At 55.7% G+C, this 22,455-nt stretch carries 22 protein-coding genes; 14 read left to right on the top strand and 8 right to left on the bottom strand.

From position 1 onward, the window contains the following. Positions 1-35 precede the first annotated feature (35 nt). A complete protein-coding gene (gene brnQ, locus C1N59_RS15490; RefSeq protein WP_006117572.1) occupies positions 36-1,355 on the top strand; it encodes a branched-chain amino acid transport system II carrier protein in 1,320 nt (439 codons plus the stop codon). 70 nt (positions 1,356-1,425) lie between these two features. Next, positions 1,426-2,778: a proline-specific permease ProY gene (proY, locus tag C1N59_RS15485; protein ID WP_394549844.1), complete on the top strand. Its 1,353-nt coding sequence runs from the start codon at positions 1,426-1,428 to the stop codon at positions 2,776-2,778. Positions 2,779-2,945: 167 nt separating this feature from the next. Here proY and C1N59_RS15480 read toward each other — a convergent pair whose 3' ends face one another. The 3 genes from C1N59_RS15480 to C1N59_RS15470 all read right to left on the bottom strand — a co-directional run bounded on the left by C1N59_RS15480 (position 2,946) and on the right by C1N59_RS15470 (position 5,831). Beyond that, entirely contained in the window at positions 2,946-4,232 is a 1,287-nt protein-coding gene (locus tag C1N59_RS15480) for a histidine-type phosphatase (RefSeq protein WP_394549843.1), read from the bottom strand. After that, on the bottom strand, positions 4,232-5,047 hold the full coding sequence (locus C1N59_RS15475; protein ID WP_394549842.1) for an inositol monophosphatase family protein: 816 nt from the start codon (positions 5,045-5,047) through the stop codon (positions 4,232-4,234). The genes C1N59_RS15480 and C1N59_RS15475 overlap by 1 nt, the downstream gene beginning before the upstream one ends. A 202-nt stretch (positions 5,048-5,249) precedes the next feature. Then, positions 5,250-5,831 carry an acyl carrier protein phosphodiesterase gene (locus C1N59_RS15470; RefSeq protein WP_006117568.1) on the bottom strand — a complete coding sequence of 194 codons (582 nt, stop codon included), beginning with the start codon at positions 5,829-5,831 and terminating at the stop codon, positions 5,250-5,252. 101 nt (positions 5,832-5,932) lie between these two features. Between C1N59_RS15470 and queA the strand changes: the two genes are divergently transcribed. Genes queA through secF form a run of 5 tightly spaced genes read left to right on the top strand, consistent with a single transcriptional unit; the run spans position 5,933 to position 11,380 of the window. Continuing rightward, positions 5,933-7,003, top strand: a complete 1,071-nt coding sequence (queA, locus tag C1N59_RS15465) for a tRNA preQ1(34) S-adenosylmethionine ribosyltransferase-isomerase QueA (protein WP_394549841.1) — start codon at positions 5,933-5,935, stop codon at positions 7,001-7,003. A gap of 44 nt (positions 7,004-7,047) precedes the next feature. Next, positions 7,048-8,196: a tRNA guanosine(34) transglycosylase Tgt gene (tgt, locus tag C1N59_RS15460; protein WP_006117994.1), complete on the top strand. Its 1,149-nt coding sequence runs from the start codon at positions 7,048-7,050 to the stop codon at positions 8,194-8,196. Beyond that, a complete protein-coding gene (gene yajC / locus C1N59_RS15455) occupies positions 8,196-8,528 on the top strand; it encodes a preprotein translocase subunit YajC (protein WP_006117993.1) in 333 nt (110 codons plus the stop codon). The genes tgt and yajC overlap by 1 nt, the downstream gene beginning before the upstream one ends. Positions 8,529-8,553: 25 nt before the next feature. Further along, positions 8,554-10,401 (top strand): protein translocase subunit SecD, encoded by a 1,848-nt coding sequence (gene secD / locus C1N59_RS15450; RefSeq protein WP_394549840.1) that lies wholly within the window; start codon positions 8,554-8,556, stop codon positions 10,399-10,401. Between the two features lie 10 nt (positions 10,402-10,411). Beyond that, on the top strand, positions 10,412-11,380 hold the full coding sequence (gene secF / locus C1N59_RS15445) for a protein translocase subunit SecF (RefSeq protein WP_006117989.1): 969 nt from the start codon (positions 10,412-10,414) through the stop codon (positions 11,378-11,380). A gap of 51 nt (positions 11,381-11,431) precedes the next feature. On the opposite strand, the gene C1N59_RS15440 is transcribed toward secF, so the two are convergent. Then, a complete protein-coding gene (locus C1N59_RS15440; RefSeq protein ID WP_394550876.1) occupies positions 11,432-11,980 on the bottom strand; it encodes a SadB/YajI family lipoprotein in 549 nt (182 codons plus the stop codon). A 458-nt stretch (positions 11,981-12,438) separates the two neighbouring features. Here C1N59_RS15440 and nrdR point away from each other — a divergent pair, with 458 nt between their 5' ends. The 6 genes from nrdR (at position 12,439) to pgpA (ending at position 16,511) form a co-directional block, all read left to right on the top strand. After that, positions 12,439-12,888: a transcriptional regulator NrdR gene (gene nrdR, locus C1N59_RS15435; RefSeq protein ID WP_006117986.1), complete on the top strand. Its 450-nt coding sequence runs from the start codon at positions 12,439-12,441 to the stop codon at positions 12,886-12,888. A gap of 3 nt (positions 12,889-12,891) precedes the next feature. Further along, a complete protein-coding gene (gene ribD, locus C1N59_RS15430; protein WP_394549839.1) occupies positions 12,892-13,995 on the top strand; it encodes a bifunctional diaminohydroxyphosphoribosylaminopyrimidine deaminase/5-amino-6-(5-phosphoribosylamino)uracil reductase RibD in 1,104 nt (367 codons plus the stop codon). A 90-nt stretch (positions 13,996-14,085) separates the two neighbouring features. Next, positions 14,086-14,556, top strand: a complete 471-nt coding sequence (gene ribE, locus C1N59_RS15425) for a 6,7-dimethyl-8-ribityllumazine synthase (RefSeq protein WP_006117984.1) — start codon at positions 14,086-14,088, stop codon at positions 14,554-14,556. A 19-nt stretch (positions 14,557-14,575) separates the two neighbouring features. Then, positions 14,576-14,995 (top strand): transcription antitermination factor NusB, encoded by a 420-nt coding sequence (gene nusB / locus C1N59_RS15420; RefSeq protein ID WP_006117983.1) that lies wholly within the window; start codon positions 14,576-14,578, stop codon positions 14,993-14,995. A 54-nt stretch (positions 14,996-15,049) separates the two neighbouring features. Next, complete coding sequence (gene thiL, locus C1N59_RS15415; RefSeq protein WP_054634408.1) at positions 15,050-16,027, top strand: thiamine-phosphate kinase; 978 nt, start codon at positions 15,050-15,052, stop codon at positions 16,025-16,027. Between the two features lie 25 nt (positions 16,028-16,052). Beyond that, positions 16,053-16,511 (top strand): phosphatidylglycerophosphatase A, encoded by a 459-nt coding sequence (gene pgpA, locus C1N59_RS15410; protein ID WP_375093900.1) that lies wholly within the window; start codon positions 16,053-16,055, stop codon positions 16,509-16,511. Positions 16,512-16,645: 134 nt separating this feature from the next. On the opposite strand, the gene C1N59_RS15405 is transcribed toward pgpA, so the two are convergent. The 4 genes from C1N59_RS15405 to xseB form a co-directional block, all read right to left on the bottom strand. Beyond that, positions 16,646-17,620: an aldo/keto reductase gene (locus C1N59_RS15405; RefSeq protein ID WP_033738643.1), complete on the bottom strand. Its 975-nt coding sequence runs from the start codon at positions 17,618-17,620 to the stop codon at positions 16,646-16,648. A 78-nt stretch (positions 17,621-17,698) separates the two neighbouring features. Continuing rightward, entirely contained in the window at positions 17,699-19,564 is a 1,866-nt protein-coding gene (gene dxs, locus C1N59_RS15400; protein ID WP_375124447.1) for a 1-deoxy-D-xylulose-5-phosphate synthase, read from the bottom strand. Between the two features lie 19 nt (positions 19,565-19,583). Further along, the gene (gene ispA, locus C1N59_RS15395) at positions 19,584-20,483 is read right to left on the bottom strand and encodes a (2E,6E)-farnesyl diphosphate synthase (protein WP_033738647.1); all 900 of its coding nucleotides are present in this window, start codon (positions 20,481-20,483) and stop codon (positions 19,584-19,586) included. Beyond that, the gene (gene xseB / locus C1N59_RS15390; protein WP_006117975.1) at positions 20,483-20,725 is read right to left on the bottom strand and encodes an exodeoxyribonuclease VII small subunit; all 243 of its coding nucleotides are present in this window, start codon (positions 20,723-20,725) and stop codon (positions 20,483-20,485) included. Before xseB ends, ispA begins: the two co-directional genes overlap by 1 nt. Positions 20,726-20,957: 232 nt before the next feature. Here xseB and thiI point away from each other — a divergent pair, with 232 nt between their 5' ends. Further along, positions 20,958-22,406, top strand: coding sequence for a tRNA uracil 4-sulfurtransferase ThiI (gene thiI, locus C1N59_RS15385; protein WP_039338476.1), 1,449 nt, complete (start codon positions 20,958-20,960; stop codon positions 22,404-22,406). The last annotated feature ends 49 nt before the right edge of the window (positions 22,407-22,455 follow it).

Here is a 22,455-nt window from a genome sequence, read left to right as displayed (position 1 = left end):
ACTTATCTTTCATCGCAACATCAGTGACAGGCCGTATGACACATCGTTTAACCGTTAAAGACATTCTCGCGCTGGGCTTTATGACGTTTGCCCTGTTTGTTGGTGCGGGTAACATTATCTTTCCTCCTATGGTCGGTATTCAGTCAGGCGAACATGTCTGGGTGGCCGCTTTAGGGTTTCTGCTTACCGCTGTGGGATTACCCGTCATCACCGTCATTGCGCTGGCGCGCGTCGGCGGCGGGATTGACGCGCTGAGTACACCGATTGGTAAAATTGCCGGGGTGGTTCTGGCCACTGTCTGCTATCTGGCGGTGGGGCCACTCTTTGCCACGCCGCGCACCGCCACGGTGTCGTTTGAAGTCGGGATCGCGCCGATCACCGGCGACGGTGCATTGCCGTTGTTCATCTACAGCCTGATCTACTTTGTGCTGGTGATGGGCATTTCGCTCTATCCCGGCAAACTGCTGGATACGGTCGGGCATATTCTGGCACCGCTGAAAATTGCCGCCCTGACGCTGCTCGGCGTTGCCGCCCTGCTGTGGCCCGCAGGCGGCACCATTCCGGCCACCGCCGACTACCAGCGCGCTGCGTTTTCCAGCGGTTTCGTGAACGGCTATCTCACGATGGATACGCTGGGTGCCCTGGTATTCGGGATTGTGATTGTGAATGCGGCCCGTTCACGCGGTATTGATAACGCGGCACTGTTAACCCGTTATACGGTACTGGCGGGGATTATCGCGGGTGTAGGGCTGACGCTGGTCTACCTGAGCCTGTTTAAACTGGGCGCAGGAAGCGGGGCGCTGGTCGATCAAAATGCTAACGGCGCCGCGATTCTGCATGCCTACGTACAGCACACCTTTGGCGATATGGGCAGCTTCTTCCTTGCCGCGCTGATTTTTATTGCCTGTATGGTGACAGCCGTGGGCCTGACCTGTGCCTGCGCCGAGTTTTTTGCCCAGTATCTGCCGTTGTCATACAAAACGCTGGTGTTTGTGCTGGGGCTGTTCTCCATGGTGGTTTCCAACCTGGGGCTGAGTCATCTGATCCAGATCTCGATTCCGGTGCTGACCGCCATTTATCCGCCGTGCATCGTACTGGTTGTGCTGAGTTTTACCCAGAATATCTGGAACAAAAGCAGCCGAATCATTGCTCCGACTATGCTTGTCAGCCTGCTGTTTGGTATCCTTGACGCAATCAAAACCACCGGGTTTAAAGAGGCGTTACCCGCATTCAGCCAGCATCTGCCATTAGCCGACCAGGGGCTTGCCTGGTTGCCGCCCTCACTGGTGATGTTGCTGCTTGTGGCGTTGGTTGATCGGTTAAAAGGGCCGGAACAGGTGACAGTTCACTCGTAACGGCTAAGATTGATTCTTCTTTAACCACGGGCTTGCCCGTGGTTTTTTCATTTCACAGGTACAGGTTGTTATGCAAGAAACCAACAAGCTCAAACGCGGACTGAGCACGCGCCACATCCGTTTTATGGCGCTGGGATCGGCGATTGGCACCGGGCTGTTTTATGGCTCGGCGGACGCCATCAGGATGGCAGGACCGAGCGTTCTGCTCGCCTATATTATCGGCGGCGCGGTGGCGTACATTATCATGCGCGCGCTGGGAGAAATGTCCGTTAATAATCCCCAGGCCAGCTCGTTTTCTCGTTACGCGCAGGATTATCTTGGACCAATGGCTGGGTATATCACCGGCTGGACGTACTGCTTTGAGATTCTGATTGTGGCCATCGCCGACGTCACGGCATTTGGTATTTATATGGGGGTCTGGTTCCCGGAGGTGCCGCACTGGATCTGGGTACTGAGCGTCGTGCTGATCATCGGTGCGGTCAATCTGATGAGCGTGAAGGTGTTCGGCGAAGTGGAGTTCTGGTTCTCCTTCTTCAAAGTCGCCACCATTATTGTGATGATCCTGGCCGGATTTGGCATGATCATCTGGGGCATCGGTAACGGTGGCCATCCGACCGGCATTCACAACCTGTGGACCAACGGCGGCTTTTTTGCCCACGGGATCGTTGGCATGCTGCTGTCACTTCAGATGGTGATGTTTGCTTACGGCGGGATAGAAATTATTGGCATCACGGCCGGTGAAGCTAAGGATCCGGCGACCTCTATCCCACGCGCCATTAATTCCGTGCCGATGCGTATTCTGGTGTTTTACGTTGGTACGCTGTTTGTCATCATGTCCCTCTATCCATGGAATCAGGTGGGCACCAACGGTAGCCCGTTTGTGCTGACCTTCCAGCATCTGGGTATTGCCGCTGCCGCTTCTATCCTCAACTTTGTGGTACTGACGGCCTCCCTGTCCGCGATTAACAGCGATGTGTTCGGTGTCGGGCGTATGCTGCACGGTATGGCGCAGCAGGGCCATGCGCCTAAAGTGTTTATGAAGGTGTCAGCACGCGGGATTCCGTGGGTCACGGTAGTAGTTATGATGTTTGCCATGCTGATTGCGGTCTGGCTCAACTACCTGATGCCCGAGAAAGTGTTCCTGGTCATTGCCTCTCTGGCCACCTTTGCCACCGTCTGGGTCTGGATTATGATTCTGCTGTCCCAGATTGCGTTTCGCCGCAAAATTGGTAAAGCGGCAGCCCGTCAGCTGACATTTGCCCTCCCGGGCGGAAGCTGGACAGCCGGTTTCGGCGTAGCCTTTTTATGCTTTATCATCGGCCTGATCGGCTACTTTCCGGATACGCGCATCTCACTTTACGTGGGCATGGTGTGGATTGTGCTGTTGCTGCTGGGTTATAAGCTGGTGCGCAAGCCGTCCTGATTCCCGGACGCGAAGGCGACTGACACGACGAAATAAAATCGGCGAAAGGATTCGCCGAAAACGTCACATAGCAAATGAAACAAACAGAGGGATGATTGACGAAACGATGCTAATGCAAAAGCGTACGTCGTTAAATAAGTTGCCGAAAAATAAGAGAAAGCCCACCGTTAACCCGACACGGGCGCTAATGCGTTCTGCGCGGGTAATATAAGGGATTCCGGAACGATCGCGCTGCGGTCCAGCTGTTGACCCAACGCGGCAATCGCATCCTGTAACGGGCACAGTGTACCCACGTCGGTGATATGGCAGCCGGCTTGCTGCCACTCCTGACGCAACAAAGGATGACGGTCATTAATGGGTTGTAACTGACGTAGCCCGTCCAGACTTTGTGCCTGAAAATAGACGCGCAGGTAGCGCTGATTGCTTTGCTTATCCCGCCAGCGCTCCATCACCAGGCTGCTTCCCGGCGGAATATTACCGCGCGTATAACCCGGCAGTTGCCATTCAAATCCCATCAGGCGGCGAACCATCGCGATATTCGTGTCATGGGCCACCAGCAGTACCCATCGTACATCGGGATCGTTCCCCTGAATGGCGTCGAGCATCCGCTGTAACAGAAGCGAGCCACGACGTTGCGCCATATAGAGCACATCATTGCTGAGATCATAACTGGCGGTCAGCAGGGGGAGCAGGGCGGTGATCTGTTGAGCGGAAGTGATGTGTCCCCACGCCAGCCTCGCGAACGGTAAGTTTTCGCTGTAGCCCAGGCGCAACGTCTCGACCATGGCGGCCAGCGTGCTTAAGCCTTCAACATAGACGCTGCCGCTTTGGGTCTGCTTTAACTGCCAGGGGCGATCAAAAAACGGGCACGCGCGATTAGCCGGACAGACCGCCTGTTTAAGCGCCTGAATGGCGGGCTGGAGCTGCTGCTGTCGCTGTGCTAAATCGCCCGCCACACGCCGCTTTTCTTCCATCTCACGCTGCGGATCGATGCGGGCAAAGGGCAGTTTTTCCGTCTGAAAAAGCGGATCGACGTCGCCCGTGACGGTATGCACCGCCACGCCGCAGCCGGGAAATGCGCCATCCACCAACGCTTCGGCAGTGGCGCGCGTTCGCTGAAGAGGGCTGGCGCGTACGTAGAGTGCTGTCGCGTTCGGACAACCCGCGGGAAGTAATCCCAACTGGCGATAGTGATCGCCTTCCCAGCGCGCTTTATTCACCACCGCACTGTAGCCATGGCCCGTCAGCTCGCCGTCCGCTGTACTCCACCGGGGCCAGGGCTGTCCGGTTGCTGCCTCTGTCTCCTGGCGGTTGCCCGGCGTCGGCGGGCGCACCCCGTGTCGGCTGAGTTCGACCACTTTCTCTAACTGGTATTCTGGCGCCGCGTAAAGCGACCCCGCCACGAACCATAACGCACAGAGCGCGACTACGCGCAGGGGGCTACAGGCAGACATTATTCATCCTCCAGTTCCTGAGGCGCGAGAAGGGCTTTAATCTGTGGATAGATTACGGCATTCGCCAGCAAAACGGGATTGCCGTTTTTCAGGCCATCATTGCGCATATAGTCATTGGTGATGCCGCCCGCTTCCCGCATTAACACGATGCCCGGCAGGCTGTCCCAGGGATGCATATGGGCTTCGTAATAGCCAATCAGGCGACCGGCAGCGGCCCAGGCGCTGGTTAAGGCACCGGAGCCGATGCGAATGAACATCCCGCCTTGTTTGAGTAGCGCATCGATAAGCTGCGTAACCTTTTCTCCCGGCACCCGGCTGGAATTACTGATGCCCAACAGCCCTTCGTTGAGGTGACGGGCCTGATGAACCTCAAGCCGGGTCTCATTAAGCCAGGCGCCCTGGCCTTTGCGGGCGTGAAACAGCTCCTGATGATTGGGATCGCAAACCACGCCCACCACCGGTTCACCTTCGCAGACGATGGCCAGCGAAACGCACCAGTTATGCAGACCATTGACGAAGCAGGCGGTGCCATCAATCGGATCGATGACCCATAAAATGCGGGCCTCGCCTGTTTCTCCACCGCTCTCTTCACCTAATACCGCATCCTCGGGATAGCGTTCTGCAATCAGTGATTTAATTAATTCTTCAACGTTACGGTCAGCTTCACTGACCACGTCCTGAAGGTCCCTTTTATGTTCCACCACCAGTTTTTGACGCTGTTGATACCATGACAAGGCGCGGCTTGCGGCGGCACGGGCGATTTCGCAGGCGTAGCGATAGCGCGCGTCAATTTCAGAATGCGAAGCGGATGACATGTTTCCCTCTTATGATTTTAAAACACATCGAATACAGGAAGCGCCTGAACAGGCGGTCTGACAGTGAGAGTAGCGCAAAGCATAGTTAAGCAAGGCTTATTAAGCCGTAGTGCGCCAGTAATGGCAATATCGTCGGTGTACTGTTTGCGTGCTTTTTCAGCGTTATCAGGTAAGCCGCGTCTTACCTGATAAAGAGGGTGAATCACAGCTGCCGGCTGGCGGCCAACTGCATCAGGCGGGGATAAAACTGAAAGAAACAGGCTTCAAAGGCCGGATAATGGGCGGTGAAGTCCTGGTAAGAGTCGCTGAGTGCCGCCAGCCTTGGCCGACGTCGGGCCATGCCATTCAGCACGCGTTCAAGGCGCAGGGGATCGGCGTAGTGTTCGAACCAGCGTTCTCGCCACATCACCGCATTCAGTTCTTTAAATTCCTCGGGCGTGGCGGCCAGTTGCGGGACGATTTCGCGCTCGGCACGGGCCGTAAACGCTTGCAGCGTTTGTGACGGATGAACGCGATCCCAGTGGCGCGCCAGAAAATGGTCCCAGATGACATCCAGCGTGATGGGGGCGACGCGATAGGTCTCTGCCCGGAAAAGCTGGCGTGCCGCGCGCACTTCCGGCAGGGCATCGGTCATTACGTCCAGGCGACGATGCATCAGAATGCCGTCGGCCACCGGTTCAGGCCAGTGTTGGTGCGGCGCGCCGCGAACGAAATCGGCCATCAGATTGCCCAGCAAAGAGCTGTTGGCAAGATGGGCTAAGTGAAGATGCGCAAGAAAATTCATGCGGCATTATAAGCGCAACTCCGTTTACGCAGCCAGTTGTTCAGAATTGTTCGGTTTTCCGCTAAACTGTGCCGCCTGTTTTTCTGAGTAAGAAGTCTGTCATGCGTGTCGCCGATTTTGCTTTTGATTTGCCTGAATCTCTTATCGCCCATTATCCCCAGGCGCAACGAAGTGGTTGCCGCCTGCTGTCGCTGGATGGCCCAACCGGCGCGCTCACTCACGGCGTGTTTACGGATGTGCTGGATAAGCTCCAGCCCGGAGATCTGCTGGTGTTTAACAACACGCGCGTTATCCCGGCCAGGGTGTTCGGACGCAAGGCAAGCGGCGGCAAAATTGAGATGCTGGTCGAGCGCATGCTTGATGACAAGCGCGTGCTGGCGCATGTTCGCGCATCGAAAGCGCCGAAGCCTGGCGCAGCGCTGCTGCTGGGTGACGACGAGAGCGTGAAAGCCACTATGGTGGCGCGGCACGATGCGTTGTTCGAGATCGCCTTTGACGATGACCGTGACGTACTGGACATTCTTAACCGCGTCGGCCATATGCCGTTGCCGCCGTACATTGACCGCCCGGATGAAGAGGCGGATCGTGAGCTTTATCAAACGGTTTACAGCGCCCGACCCGGTGCCGTCGCCGCGCCCACGGCGGGGCTGCATTTTGATGAGCCGCTGTTGCAGGCGCTCAAAGATAAAGGCGTGGAAATGGCCTTTGTCACGTTGCACGTTGGGGCGGGCACCTTCCAACCGGTGCGCGTCGAGACGATTGAAGATCACCACATGCACGCGGAGTATGCTGAAGTCCCGCAGGATGTGGTAGACGCGGTGTTGGCCTGTAAGGCGCGGAGGAATAAAGTGGTCGCCGTTGGCACCACCTCGGTACGTTCGCTGGAAAGCGCCGCCAAAGCCAGTCAGGATGCCCTGATTGCGCCGTTCTTCGACGATACCCAAATTTTTATCTATCCGGGCTACGAGTACCAGGTGATCGATGCGTTAATCACCAACTTCCATTTGCCGGAATCAACCCTGATTATGCTGGTCTCGGCCTTCGCCGGTTACCAGCACACCATGGCTGCTTATCGCGCTGCGGTGGCAGAAGAATACCGTTTCTTCAGCTACGGCGACGCGATGTTTATCAGCAAAAACCCCCAGGCGCCGCTGGAAAAAGTGGGCGCCTGATCTGTTTACTTTGAACATCGGACTGTTTCTCCGATGGAGGTCTTGTGAAATTTGAGCTTGATACCACAGACGGTCGCGCGCGTCGCGGGCGTCTGATTTTTGATCGTGGCGTGGTCGAAACCCCGGCGTTTATGCCCGTGGGCACCTATGGCACCGTAAAAGGCATGACGCCGGAAGAAGTGCAGGATACCGGCGCGCAAATTATTCTGGGCAATACTTTCCACCTCTGGCTGCGTCCCGGTCAGGAAATCATGAAGCTGCATGGCGATCTGCATGATTTTATGCAGTGGAAAGGCCCTATCCTGACGGACTCCGGCGGTTTCCAGGTCTTCAGCCTGGGCGACATTCGTAAAATCACCGAAGCGGGCGTTCACTTCCGTAACCCGATCAATGGCGATCAGATTTTCCTCGATCCAGAAAAATCCATGGAAATTCAGTACGATCTGGGCTCCGATATCGTCATGATCTTCGATGAGTGCACGCCGTACCCGGCCGACTGGGATTATGCGAAACGCTCAATGGAAATGTCGTTGCGCTGGGCGCAGCGCAGCCGTGACCGCTTTGACAGCCTGGGCAACAAGAACGCGCTGTTCGGTATTATTCAGGGCTCGGTTTACGAAGATTTACGTGATGTGTCTGTGAAAGGTCTGGTAGAGATTGGCTTTGATGGGTACGCTGTGGGCGGCCTGGCGGTCGGTGAGCCGAAAGAGGACATGCACCGCATCCTGGAGCATGTTTGCCCGCAGATCCCTGAGGACAAACCGCGTTATTTAATGGGCGTGGGCAAACCTGAAGATCTGGTCGAAGGTGTGCGTCGTGGCGTGGACATGTTTGACTGTGTGATGCCAACGCGTAATGCACGTAATGGTCACTTATTTGTGACAGACGGCGTGGTAAAAATCCGCAATGCGAAGCATAAAGACGATGTGTCGCCGCTGGATGCCGAGTGTGATTGTTACACCTGTCGCAATTACAGCCGTGCTTACTTGCATCATCTTGATCGCTGTAACGAAATACTGGGCGCGCGTCTGAACACGATTCATAACCTGCGCTACTACCAGCGCCTGATGGCAGGTTTACGCCAGGCTATTGAAGAGGGTAAATTAGAGCGCTTTGTTACCGAGTTCTACCAACGGACGGGCAAAGCGGTTCCGCCTTTAACGTCTGATAATTCATCAATGAGGGAAATTTAATGAGCTTTTTCATTTCTGACGCTGTGGCTGCAGCAGGCGCACCGTCTCAGGGAAGTCCGTATTCTCTGGTGATCATGCTGGTCGTCTTTGGCCTGATTTTTTACTTCATGATCCTGCGCCCTCAGCAGAAACGCGCAAAAGAGCACAAGAAGCTGATGGATTCTATCTCCAAAGGTGATGAAGTGCTGACGAATGGTGGCCTGGTGGGTCGCGTAACCAAAGTGGCAGAAACCGGCTACATTGCGATTGCGCTGAACGACACTACCGAAGTGGTTATTAAACGTGATTTCGTGGCTGCCGTCCTGCCGAAAGGTTCTATGAAGGCGCTGTAATTTTTACTTCCCTAAGGGAACTGCCGTGTTAAATCGTTATCCTTTGTGGAAGTACATAATGCTGGTCGTGGTGCTTGTCATTGGCCTGGTATATGCACTTCCCAACCTTTATGGTGAGGATCCGGCTGTTCAAATCACTGGCGCGCGCGGAAGCGCCGCCAGTGAGCAAACGTTGGATCAAATTCAGAACGTATTAAAACAAGATAATATTCAGGCGAAGTCTGTTGCCCTGGAAAACGGGGCGATTACGGCGCGTTTTTCTAACACGGATGTGCAGTTGCGCGCCCGTGAAGCGATCATGAAAGCGCTGGGCGAAAACTATGTTGTGGCGCTGAATCTGGCTCCCGCAACGCCGCGCTGGCTTACCCTGCTGGCGGCGCAGCCAATGAAACTTGGCCTCGATCTGCGCGGTGGCGTGCACTTCCTGATGGAAGTGGATATGGACACTGCCCTGAGCAAACTGCAAGAGCAGAATGCGGACAGCCTGCGCAGCGACCTGCGCGAAAAGAATATCCCTTATATCAACGTCAGCAAGATTGCTAACTACGGCGTGGAAATCCGTTTCCGTGACGCAGCCAGCCGTGACGCTGCCGTGAAGTGGCTGTCATCCCGTCATCAGGATCTGGTGATCAGCAACAGCGGTAACGATGCTCTGCGAGCCACCATGACCGATGCTCGCCTCAGCGAAGCGCGCGAATATGCCGTTCAGCAGAACATCACTATCCTGCGTAATCGTGTGAACCAACTGGGTGTCGCGGAGCCGCTGGTGCAACGTCAGGGTTCTGACCGCATCGTGGTAGAACTGCCAGGTATTCAGGACACGGCGCGCGCCAAAGAAATTCTGGGCGCAACCGCGACGCTGGAGTTCCGTCTGGTCAATACCAGCGTTGATCCGACCGCCGCCGCCAATGGTCGCGTGCCGGGGGATTCCGAGGTCAAAGACATGCGTGACGGCCAGCCTGTCGTGCTGTACAAACGCGTGATTCTGACCGGTGACCACATTACTGATTCGACCTCCAGCATGGACGAATACAACCAGCCTCAGGTGAATATTTCACTCGATGGCGCGGGCGGTAATATCATGTCGAACTTCACCAAGGACAACATCGGTAAACCGATGGCGACCCTGTTTGTGGAGTACAAAGACAGCGGTAAGAAAGATGCGAATGGTCGCGCCATTCTGGTGAAACAGGAAGAGGTGATTAACGTCGCCAACATCCAGTCACGCCTGGGCAACAGCTTCCGCATCACCGGTATCAGCAACCCGAACGAAGCACGTCAGCTGTCACTGCTGCTGCGCGCCGGGGCCTTGATTGCGCCTATCCAGATTGTGGAAGAGCGGACAATCGGTCCGACAATGGGTCAGCAGAACATTACTCAGGGGCTGGAAGCCTGCCTGTGGGGCCTGGTCGCCTCCATCCTGTTTATGGTGCTGTACTACAAGAAAGTGGGCCTGATTGCGACCAGCGCACTGCTGGCAAACCTGGTGCTGATTGTCGGCATTATGTCGCTGTTACCGGGGGCCACGCTGACCATGCCAGGCATCGCCGGTATTGTGCTGACGTTGGCGGTGGCAGTCGATGCAAACGTCCTGATCAATGAACGTATCAAAGAAGAACTGCGCAACGGGCGTTCCGTACAGCAGGCAATTCATGAGGGCTACAAAGGTGCCTTCTCCAGTATTGTCGATGCGAACGTGACGACCCTGATTAAGGTGGTGATTCTGTATGCAATTGGTACGGGCTCCATTAAGGGCTTTGCGATTACAACGGCTATCGGTATTGCGACCTCCATGTTCACATCGATCGTCGGAACCCGCGCCATTATCAACCTGATGTACGGTGGCAAGCGCGTTAAGAAGCTGTCTATCTGAGGAGTGCGTTGTGGCACAGGAATATAACATTGAGCAGTTAAACCACGGCCGTAAAGTCGTTGACTTTATGCGCTGGGATACGCTGGCATTCATCATTTCGGGACTGTTAATCATCATCTCGATTGCCATTGTTGGCGTACGCGGTTTTAACTGGGGGCTCGATTTCACCGGCGGTACGGTCATTGAGATCAATCTGGAGAAACCGGCCGATCTCGACGCCATCCGCGGTGCGCTGGTGAAGTCCGGGTTCCAGGAACCGTTGATCCAGAATTTCGGTAGCAGCCGCGATGTGATGGTGCGCATGCCGCCGGTCACAGGGCCTGCGGGAACCGAGCTGGGTAATAAAGTGGTAACGGTTATCAACCAGACGACGCAGCAAAACGCGACGGTCAAACGTATCGAGTTTGTCGGACCGAGCGTGGGCAGCGATCTGGCGCAGGCCGGGGCGTTAGCCCTGCTGTCGGCACTGATTGCGATTCTGATTTATATCGGTATTCGCTTTGAGTGGCGTCTGGCACTGGGTACGGTTTTGGCGCTGGCGCATGACGTCATTATCACCTGTGGACTGCTGTCGCTGTTCCGGGTCGAGATTGACCTTACGATTGTGGCCTCGCTGATGTCGGTCATCGGTTACTCGCTGAACGATAAAATCGTGGTCTCGGACCGTATTCGTGAGAACTTCCGCAAGATCCGTCGCGGCTCCTCTTATGACATTACGAACGTGTCCCTGACGCAGACGTTAAGCCGTACCCTGATCACCTCGCTGACTACGCTGGCGATGATCCTGATCCTCTTCATCTTTGGTGGTGCGCTGCTGAAAGGCTTCTCACTGACCATGCTGATTGGTGTCACCATCGGTACCGTTTCGTCGATCTACGTTTCTTCAGCGCTGGCGCTGAAGCTGGGCATGAAACGCGAACATATGCTGGTACAGAAAGTGGAGAAAGAGGGCGCCGATCAGCCTTCGATCCTGCCGTAGTATTGGTACGATAAAAAAAGCCGCCAGCGTAATCTGGCGGCTTTTTTGTTTTCAGGGCCTGGACGTATCCGCGATCACCTGGTGAATTCGAACATAACCCAGTTGCTCCGGCGTCACATCCTTTAACCGTAATGGTACGGTGACCGAACTGCGTGGCGTCAGTGAAGCGGGAACGCTGAGGGTTTGCGTCAGGCTGTCGGCCTCAAGTGGCTTACCGGTTGCGGGATCGAGCTGGCCCCAGACTACTGTCACATGCAGTCCGGGCAGCGGTGAATTGTCTTGTATGCGAAGCGTCAGGTCAGCATGCGTACCGCCGGCCTCGGCCTCAATGCGTGCGAGCGACAGGCGCAGCGTGCCAACCTGCGTTTGAAGTGCCACGGGCGTGTTTGCCTGCGGCAACAGCCATGCGCCCTGCTGTGAATGGGCGTTCAGCTGTCCCTGAATTTCAACCGCACTTGCCTGGCTGGTGAGTTGCTGCATCTGCTGATTAAGCTGACTGACTTCCCGGTGCAGTTGTTTCACCTGCGGCTGGGCTGGGGTGCTGCAACCACTTAGCAGAACCAGTGACAGGGCCGCGGGTGCCCAAACCATCCTGTTCATCATGTTTTTTTATCCTTTATTCAAATGACGTAATAATTGCCCCTTGTCGCGGGACCCATCAGCATCCGCTTATGGCGTTGAAGCCTGAACTGAAATCACGCCGATTACCTTAAGTGTGCTCTGAAATTGCCTTTCCCTGAGCGATAAAATGCCGTAGCCGCTGGCGTGCCGATTTCACCTCGCGTTACGCGTAATGATGCAAGGTGAAACAGGTCGATATCGGGCATCCGGCCAGCGCAGTGGCGCAGGTATCCGGTGATGCAGTACCCCGGATCGGCACTAAAGTGGCTACGTTCTCCGCTTTTTGCCCTGAACACTTTAAGCGTAGCGGGTTTTACGCGGGCGGGCATTTCCCATCCGGTCTGTGAAGCGGGCGGGGTAAAACACGGGAATCGATTTTGTTGACTTGCAGTTCGCGCTACACTGTACGGCCCATTTATCTCGTGTCAGGAAACGTCATGCATTGCCCATTCTGCTCCGCTGTAGACACAAAAGTGATTGATTCTCGTCTGGTCAGTGAGGGTTCGTCAGTGCGGCGCCGTCGTCAGTGTCTGGTGTGCCATGAGCGATTTACTACGTTTGAAGTCGCTGAGCTGGTCATGCCACGCGTGGTGAAAAGCAACGATGTGCGTGAACCTTTCAATGAAGACAAACTCGCCAGCGGCATGATGAAAGCGCTGGAGAAACGCCCGGTCAGTGCGGATGCCGTAGAGAGTGCGGTAAGCCATATCAAAACGCAGTTGCGTGCGACGGGGGAACGTGAAATTCCCAGCAAGCTGATCGGTAACCTTGTCATGGACGAGCTAAAAAAACTCGATAAAGTGGCCTATATTCGCTTTGCATCTGTTTATCGCAGCTTTGAGGACGTGCGTGATTTTGGCGAAGAGATTGCCAGATTACAGGATTAAATCATGACCGATGAACGTTATATGGCGCGCGCGCTGGAACTGGCGCGGCGCGGACGTTTTACTACCATGCCGAACCCCAATGTCGGTTGCGTCATTGTACGCGATGGCGACATTGTTGGCGAAGGCTGGCACCAGCGCGCCGGAGAACCGCATGCGGAAGTGCATGCCCTGCGCATGGCCGGTGCGCGTGCGCGTGGGGCGACAGCCTATGTGACGCTGGAGCCATGCAGTCATCACGGGCGCACGCCGCCGTGTTGCGACGCGCTTATTGAGGCCGGTGTAAAACGCGTCGTGGCCGCGATGCAGGATCCCAATCCGCAGGTCGCCGGACGGGGATTACATCGACTGCAGCTGGCGGGCATTGAAGTCAGCCACGGACTGATGATGCAGGAAGCGGAAGCCCTGAACCGGGGATTCCTGAAACGCATGCGGACCGGCTTCCCCTGGATACAGCTTAAACTGGGGGCATCACTGGATGGCCGCACCGCCATGGCGAGTGGCGAAAGCCAGTGGATCACCTCGCCGGCTGCCCGACGCGATGTCCAGCGTTTGCGAGCGCAGAGCGCCGCCATTCTCAGCAGCAGCGCAACGGTGCTGGCCGACGATCCTTCCCTGACCGTACGCTGGGCTGAACTGGACAGCGACAGTCAGCGCCTGATCGATGCGCAGACCTTACGCCAGCCGGTACGCGTCATCGTCGACAGCCAGAATCGCGTAACACCGCAGCACAAACTTATAGAACAATTGGGCGAAACCTGGCTGATGCGACAGCAGGCCGACACTCAGCGCTGGCCTGACTCGGTGACGCAAATTCCGGTTCCTTTACGCGACACCCAACTGGATTTAGTGGCGCTGATGATGGTGCTGGGCCAGCGCCAGATTAACAGCGTCTGGGTTGAAGCCGGTGCCACGCTGGCAGGGGCACTGCTTCAGGCCGGTCTGGTTGACGAACTCATTGTGTATGTGGCACCGAAATTACTGGGTAATGACGCGCGCGGTTTGTGTCAGCTTACGGGTCTGACGCAGTTGGCTGACGCGCCGGTTTTTGCCTTCAGCGACGTGCGTCAGGTCGGCAGCGATCTCCGTCTGACCCTGATACCGCAATAACAGAGGCGGAAAAGCGAGAGCACGCCGCCAAAGAGTATGTTAGAATCCGCCCCCCTGCGCGGGGCTAAACAAACCCCTGAAAGGATATGTATGAAAGTTATCGAAGCTGCCGTTGCAACGCCAGAGGCAAAAATTGCCATCGTTATCGCGCGTTTTAACAACTTTATCAACGAGAGCCTGTTAGACGGCGCTGTGGATGCCCTGAAGCGTATCGGCCAGGTCAACGATGACAATATCACTGTCGTCTGGGTACCGGGTGCTTACGAACTGCCGCTGGCCGCGCGTGCGCTGGCTAAAACCGGCAAACATGATGCCGTGATTGCGCTGGGTACCGTGATTCGTGGTGGCACGGCGCACTTCGAATACGTCGCGGGTGAAGCCAGCTCGGGCATTGCCAGTGTTGCCATGGACAGCGATATTCCTGTGGCATTCGGCGTACTGACAACCGAAAATATCGAGCAGGCCATTGAGCGTGCTGGAACCAAAGCGGGTAACAAAGGTGCCGAAGCGGCCCTGACCGCACTTGAAATGATCAACGTATTGAAAGCCATTAAAGCCTGATTTTTGTAAGGGGAATTTTGTGAAACCTGCTGCTCGCCGTCGCGCCCGTGAGTGCGCTGTCCAGGCGCTTTACTCCTGGCAGTTGTCTAACAACGACATTGCCGATGTGGAATACCAGTTTCTGGCGGAACAGGACGTTAAAGACGTCGATATTACTTATTTCCGCGAACTGCTGGCCGGTGTGGCGACCAACAGCGCGTACCTGGATGGATTGATGCAACCCTATCTGTCGCGCCAGTTAGAAGAACTGGGGCAGGTGGAAAAAGCCATTCTGCGTGTGTCGCTGTATGAACTGAGCAAGCGTTCTGATGTGCCTTATAAAGTGGCCATCAACGAAGGTATCGAACTGGCGAAAGTATTTGGCGCTGAAGACAGCCATAAATTTGTCAACGGTGTGCTGGATAAAGCCGGTCCGCAAATTCGACCCCAACGCAAATAATCAATAAGGCCGGCTTGCCGGCCTTTTTCATTAATGGTTAAGCGGAACGCAATTATGTCATGTGGTGAATTTGAACTCATCGCACGCTACTTCAATCGCAGAACGCGTAGCCGCCGTGATGTCGAACTCGGCATCGGCGACGATTGCGCGCTGCTGAGCGTGCCCGAAAAGCAAACGCTGGCGGTCAGCACCGATACGCTGGTTTCCGGTATCCACTTCCTGCCCACGATCCATCCTGCAGATTTAGCCTATAAATCACTGGCGGTGAATCTGAGCGACTTGGCCGCGATGGGTGCCGATCCTGCCTGGCTAACCCTGGCGCTGACCTTGCCGGATGTGAATGAAAGCTGGCTGAGCAGCTTCAGCGAAAGCCTGTTTGACCTGCTGGAATATTACGATATGCAGCTGGTGGGGGGAGACACGACGCGGGGGCCTCTCAGCCTGACGCTGGGTATTCATGGGCTGATTCCTCACGGCAAAGCGTTAAAGCGTTCGGGCGCAAAACCCGGCGACTGGATCTATGTCACCGGTACATTGGGCGACAGCGCGGCCGGGCTGGCGTTGCTGCAGCATCACTGCCGCATTGACGATCCGGCCATTCATGAAGCCCTGATTAAACGTCACCTGCGGCCTATGCCGCGCGTGTTACAGGGGCAGTCACTGCGTTCGCTGGCCTCTTCCGCTATCGATATCTCAGACGGGCTGATTTCTGATATAGGTCATGTGCTGAAAGCCAGCGGCTGCGGGGCACGTATCAACCTTGACGCGCTTCCGCTGTCCCCGGCACTGCGTGACAATTTTGACGCGTCACAGGTGCTGCGCTGGGCGCTCAGCGGCGGCGAAGACTATGAGCTGTGCTTCAGTGTGCCGGAAGTGAATCGGGGGGCACTGGACGTGGCGCTGGGACATCTTGGCGTGCCTTATACCTGTATTGGGCAGATGGCGCCCGAGTCAGAAGGACTGTCACTGCTCGAAAACGGCAAACCGACAGATGTGCGTTTTAAAGGATTCGACCATTTTGACATCAGATAAACATATCGCCAAAGGTCGTCTGCGGATGCGTAATCCCTGGCATTTACTGGCGACCGGTTTTGGCAGTGGGCTCAGCCCGGTTATGCCCGGTACAGTGGGATCGCTGGCCGCCATTCCTTTTTGGTGTCTGCTGACCTTGCTTCCGCACGATCTGTATTCGCTGGTCGTGCTGCTAGGCATCAGCGTGGGCGTGTACCTTTGCCATCGCACCGCCAAAGACATGGGCGTTCACGATCACGGCAGCATTGTCTGGGATGAGTTTATCGGGATGTGGATTACGCTGATGGCCATTCCGGTGAACAGCTGGCAGTGGGTGGTGGCCGGTTTTGTGCTGTTCCGCGTGCTGGATATCTGGAAGCCCTGGCCGATTCGCTGGTTCGACCGTAACGTGCATGGCGGCATGGGCATTATGGTCGATGACATTATTGCGGGCATTATTGCTGCAGCCATCCTTTATGGTGCCGGGGTTTATCTCGCCGGTTAAGCGTTCGTACTGCGGCCCTTATCATCACCGTTTTGCAACCGTAGCCGAAATACGGCGTACGGTTGTCTCATCCTTATCTCTCTCCCGGCCGGGCCGAATGAGCGCGTCACGCCTGTGAACACGCTGCGTTGGTATCACTGATAGCCGGTTGCCGGGTGAGGCTGATATTCACTTTCCAGGGCCGCAATATCCTGCGTTGTCAGGTCAACGTTCACGGCTTCCACCAGCTCAGCAAACTGCTCTGCACGGGAGGCGCCAATGATGGGCGCTGTCACCACCGGTTTGCTCAGTAACCACGCCAGTGCGACCTGCGCTCGCGTTACGCCTTTGTCAGCTGCAACCTGCGCCAGGCGCGCCGCAATCGCCGCATCGTTTTCCTCCGTTGAAGCATAGAGCGTGCTCATCACCTCATCAGAAACGGAGCGGGCGGTGGTTTCGCCCCATGGCCGGGTGAGCTTACCGCGTGCCAGTGGACTCCATGGCAGGACCGCAACATTTTCACGCTGGCACAGCGGGTGCATCTCACGTTCTTCTTCGCGCTGAATCAGGTTGTACTGATCCTGCATGCTGACGAAGCGTGCCCAGCCCTGTTCTGCCTGCATGGTTAAGGCCTGTGCAAACTGACTGGCGTGCATGGATGAGGCGCCGATATAACGTGCTTTGCCGGATTTCACCACCTCATCAAGTGCCGACAGGGTTTCTTCGAGCGGCGTGTCATAGTCCCAGCGGTGAATCTGCAGCAGATCGACATACTCCATGCCCAGCCGTTGCAGGCTGTCATCAATGGATTGCAGAATGTTTTTACGGGACAGGCCTTGTGACAGATTACTCAGCGGGAAATAGACTTTGGTGGCGACCACGACCTCCTCGCGGCGGGCGAAATCCCTGAGCGCTCGCCCCAGAATCTCTTCACTACTGCCGTCTGAATAGCTGTTAGCGGTGTCGAAGAAATTAATCCCGGCCTCCAGCGCCTGCCTGATAAGCGGTCGGCTGCTCTCTTCGGGCAGTGTCCAGGCATGTTTACCGCGGGTGGGCTCACCAAATGTCATACAGCCCAGGCAGAGCTGGGAAACTTTTAAATCAGTATTCGCGAGTGGAACGGTTTTCATCATGACTCCTGCTATGTCCTTCCAGGGGAATTAAGCATAGCAGGAATACCGCTCTCCGCAGAGAGCGGGGGAGGGGAACTACTGCGCCAGCCAGTGACTGATTTGCTGCTGAATACCGTCTGCGTCCAGGTGGTAGTCGTGACGCATCTCTTCCTGCGTGCCCGGGGGAATGAACTCATCAGGCAGGCCAATATTGAGAACGGGAATGCCCAGACGTTTCGCCATCACGAACTCGTTGACGCCGCTGCCTGCGCCGCCCTTAATCGCGCCTTCTTCCAGCGTAATCAACGACTCATGCTGTGCGGCCAGTTCGGTAATTAACGCTTCATCCAGCGGTTTAACAAAACGCATATCCACCAGAGTGGCGTTCAGCGCTTCGGCAACGTGGCTGGCTTCAGGCAGCAGTGTACCGAAGTTAAGGATCGCCAGCTTTTCGCCCCGACGTTTAACCACACCTTTGCCCAGCGGCAGGCTTTGCAGTGGCGTCAGAGCAACGCCAGTGCCGGTTCCGCGTGGATAACGCACGGCAGCCGGACCCGCCTGATAGTGATAGCCGGTATAAAGCATCTGGCGGCATTCGTCCTCATCGCTCGGCGTCATGATGACCATATCCGGAATGCAGCGCAGATAGGCGAGATCAAAGGCACCCTGATGCGTCTGGCCGTCGGCCCCAACGATGCCGCCACGGTCAATCGCGAACAGGACCGGAAGCTTCTGAATCGCGACATCGTGAATAACCTGATCGTAGGCGCGCTGCAGGAAGGTAGAGTAAATCGCAACAACCGGTTTATAGCCCCCAATGGCCAGGCCCGCCGCAAAGGTCACGGCGTGCTGTTCGGCAATGGCAACGTCAAAATACTGGTTGGGATACTTGCGGGAGAATCCTACCATACCCGACCCTTCGCGCATGGCGGGCGTAATCGCCATCAGCTTCGCGTCGTCAGCCGCCGTTTCGCACAGCCAGTTACCGAAGATCTTCGAATAACTCGGCAATCCTTCGGCGCTCTTAGGCAGTTCGCCGCTGGCGACATCAAATTTGGGCACCGCATGCCAGGTGATCGGATCCTGCTCTGCCGGGGCATAACCTTTACCCTTTTTCGTCATAATATGCAGGAACTGCGGGCCTTTCAGGCTACGCATATTCGTCAGCGTATTCACCAGCGTCAGGACATCATGACCATCGACCGGTCCGATGTAATTGAACCCCAGTTCTTCAAACAGGGTGCCCGGCACCACCATGCCTTTCAGGTGTTCTTCGGTGCGTTTTACTAACTCTTTAATCGGCGGCAGGCCGGTCAGTACGCGCTTGCCTCCTTCGCGCAGACGCGCGTAGGTCTTACCCGATAAAATCTGTGCCAGGCGGTTATTCAGCGCCCCGACGTTTTCAGAAATCGACATTTCGTTGTCGTTCAGGATAACCAGCATATCGGGTTTAATATCGCCCGCATGGTTCATGGCCTCAAAGGCCATGCCTGCGGTGATGGCACCGTCGCCGATAATACAGGCGGTACGGCGCCCTTTACCTTCCCGTTCGGCCGCAGCAGCCATGCCCAGCCCGGCACTGATGGAGGTAGAGGAGTGACCGACGCTCAGGACGTCGTATTCACTTTCTCCCCGCCACGGAAAGGGGTGCACGCCATTCTTTTGCCGAATCGATCCAATGCGATCGCGGCGGCCGGTTAAAATTTTATGCGGATAAGCCTGATGACCGACGTCCCACACGAGGTGGTCGAACGGTGTGTTATAGACGTAATGCAGCGCCACCGTCAGCTCGACCACGCCCAAGCCCGACGCAAAATGGCCGCTTGAGCGGCTCACGCTGTCTAATAAATACTGGCGCAGCTCATTGCAGAGCGCAGGCAATTTTTCTTTAGGCAGGGCACGTAGTGCCTGTACCGTTTCTGCCTGCGCCAGTGTCGGGTATTTTGTAGTATCAAAACTCATCAGTGACTCATCATGGAAGTTATTTATCGCGTTCAATTACGAAGCTCGCCAGCGCCTTCAGGGCAGAGGTGTCATAGGATTTTGCAGAGAGCATGTGCAAAGCATCCACGGCTTCCTGGTATAAATCCAGTGCCTTAATCCGGGCATTATCCAGACCCATCAATGAAGGATAGGTGCTTTTTCCAAGATCTTGATCGGCACCTTGACGTTTTCCGATAACGGCTGTGTCGCCCGTCACATCCAGGATGTCATCCTGCACCTGAAAGGCCAGGCCGATGGCATCCGCATAGCGGTCAAGATACGGCAGCGCTTCACGGCCCGCGTCGCCGGCAGCAAAGGCACCGAGTCGCACGGCTGAGCGAATCAACGCCCCCGTTTTGTGACGATGGATCTGTTCCAGTTGATGAAGATCGACAGACTGACCTTCTGCCGCCAGATCCAGCGCCTGCCCGCCGCACATACCCGCTACGCCGCTGGCCCTGGCCAGCTCTGACAGCATAGCGAGGCGGTATTCCGCACTCACGCCCGGCATGGGCTGGTCGGCCAGAATAGAAAAGGCCAGCGTTTGTAGCGCATCACCGGCAAGAATGGCGGTATCTTCGCCATATTTGATGTGGCAGGTCGGTTGCCCACGACGTAACGCATCATCGTCCATTGCCGGCAAATCGTCATGAATCAGTGAATAGGCGTGAATACATTCGACAGCCGCTGCAGGCACATCGAGACTGGCTTTATTCGCATTGAGCATGGTGCCGGTTGCGTAAACCAGAAACGGGCGCATGCGTTTGCCGCCTAATAGTGCCCCATACTGCATGGCATTCACCAGAGGAGAACTCTGAAAAGGGAGGGCATCCAGGTAGCCCATCAACGCGTGATTCACCTGCTGGTGATACGCATTGAGCAGTTCAGGAAAATCCATTAGTTGTTTTCCGGCGTGAAAGAGGAGAGATCGGCATCGTTATCGTCGCTGAGGAGAATGCGCACGCGCTGCTCGGCTTGCTGCAACGTTTGCTGGCCATTGCGCGCTAACTGCACGCCGCGCTCAAATTCATTCAGGGCGTCTTCCAACGGCAGTTCACCACTTTCCAGACGATTAACAATCTGCTCCAGCTGCTGCAATGACGTTTCAAAGCTGGCTGGCTGTTCGGCTTTTTTCGGCATATTTCGTGTCGACTCACGGTTGGAACGTTATCTTGCAATCGGTCATGGTAGCTGAGAGAGAATGATTAGCAAAATAATCAATGTGCATGCTGTTGCAGAAGCAGTCACCGGGTAAAGGTGATATACTCTCGCGCCTCGGATGCGGATGCGCCTGTCACCCCGCAATTTTATGATCTTACCAGCTAAGTGCAGCCTGTTTTAGCACTTATTTGCCCAACGAAGCTGTATTGCCATGAAGTTTATCGTCAAGTTATTTCCTGAAATCACCATCAAGAGTCAGTCGGTGCGTCTGCGCTTTATTAAGATTCTTGCCAGTAATATCCGCAACGTGCTCAAAACGGTCAGCGATGAGATCGCGGTGGTGCGTTTTTGGGATCATATTGAAGTGCGCTGCAAAGATGAAGCCATGCGGCAGATTATTCCCGATGAGCTGATGCGCATCCCGGGTATTCATCATGTCCTTGCGGTTGAAGAGCGCGAATATACCGACATCCACGATATTTTCGAGCAGACGCTGGCACAGTATCGCGACAGCCTGGAAAACAAAACCTTTTGCGTGCGGGTTAAGCGCCGTGGCAAACACAGCTTCAGTTCGCAGGACGTCGAGCGCTATGTTGGCGGCGGGCTAAATCAGCACATCGCCAGCGCCACCGTTCAGCTTAAGAAACCTGAGGTGACGGTTAACCTCGAAGTGGAAGAAAACCGCTTAACGCTGGTCACCGCACGCTATGAAGGGCTGGGCGGCTTCCCGATTGGTACCCAGGAAGATGTGCTGTCGCTGATCTCGGGTGGATTTGACTCCGGCGTTTCCAGCTACATGCTGATGCGTCGTGGCAGCCGCGTTCACTACTGCTTCTTTAACCTGGGCGGCGCGGCACATGAAATCGGCGTACGTCAGGTCGCCCATTATCTGTGGAACCGCTTTGGCCGTTCGCACCGTGTACGTTTTGTGGCAATCAACTTTGAGCCAGTTGTCGGCGAAATTTTAGAAAAAATCGACGACGGTCAAATGGGCGTGGTGCTGAAACGTATGATGGTCCGTGCAGCCTCAATGGTGGCGGAACGTTATGGCGTACAGGCCCTGGTCACAGGCGAAGCGGTGGGGCAGGTCTCCAGCCAGACGCTGACCAATCTGCGACTGATCGACAATGCCTCCGATACGTTGATTTTGCGCCCGCTGATTTCCCACGACAAAGAGCACATTATTAAAGTGGCGCGTGAAATCGGCACCGAAGACTTTGCCAGCACCATGCCGGAATATTGTGGCGTGATTTCGAAAAGCCCGACGGTCAAAGCGGTAAAAGGCAAAATCGAAGCCGAAGAAAGCCAGTTTGATTTCGCGATTCTGGAACGCATGGTGGCCGAGGCGACCAATGTGGATATTCGCGAAATCGCGGAGCAGACGCAGGAAGAGGTGGTTGAGGTTGAGACGGTCGGCTTGCTGAACGAAAACGACAGCGTGCTGGATATCCGCTCGGTGGATGAGCAGGAAGACAAACCGCTACAGCTGGCGGGAACGGAGGTGAAGTCGATGCCTTTCTACAAACTCAGTACGCAGTTTGGCGACCTTGATCAGAACAAAACCTGGCTGTTGTACTGCGATCGCGGTGTGATGAGTAAATTACAGGCGCTCTATCTGCATGAGCAGGGATTTAAAAACGTGAAGGTATATCGTCCGTAATCCGCATAGCGGTCACTGACCGCTTCCCCCTGTGCTCGCCTTGCGTACC

The organism is Pantoea sp. SGAir0183 (assembly GCF_043545505.1).
The sequence above is the reverse complement of the archived record's forward strand: the minus strand, read 5'-3'. Positions and strand labels throughout refer to the sequence as shown.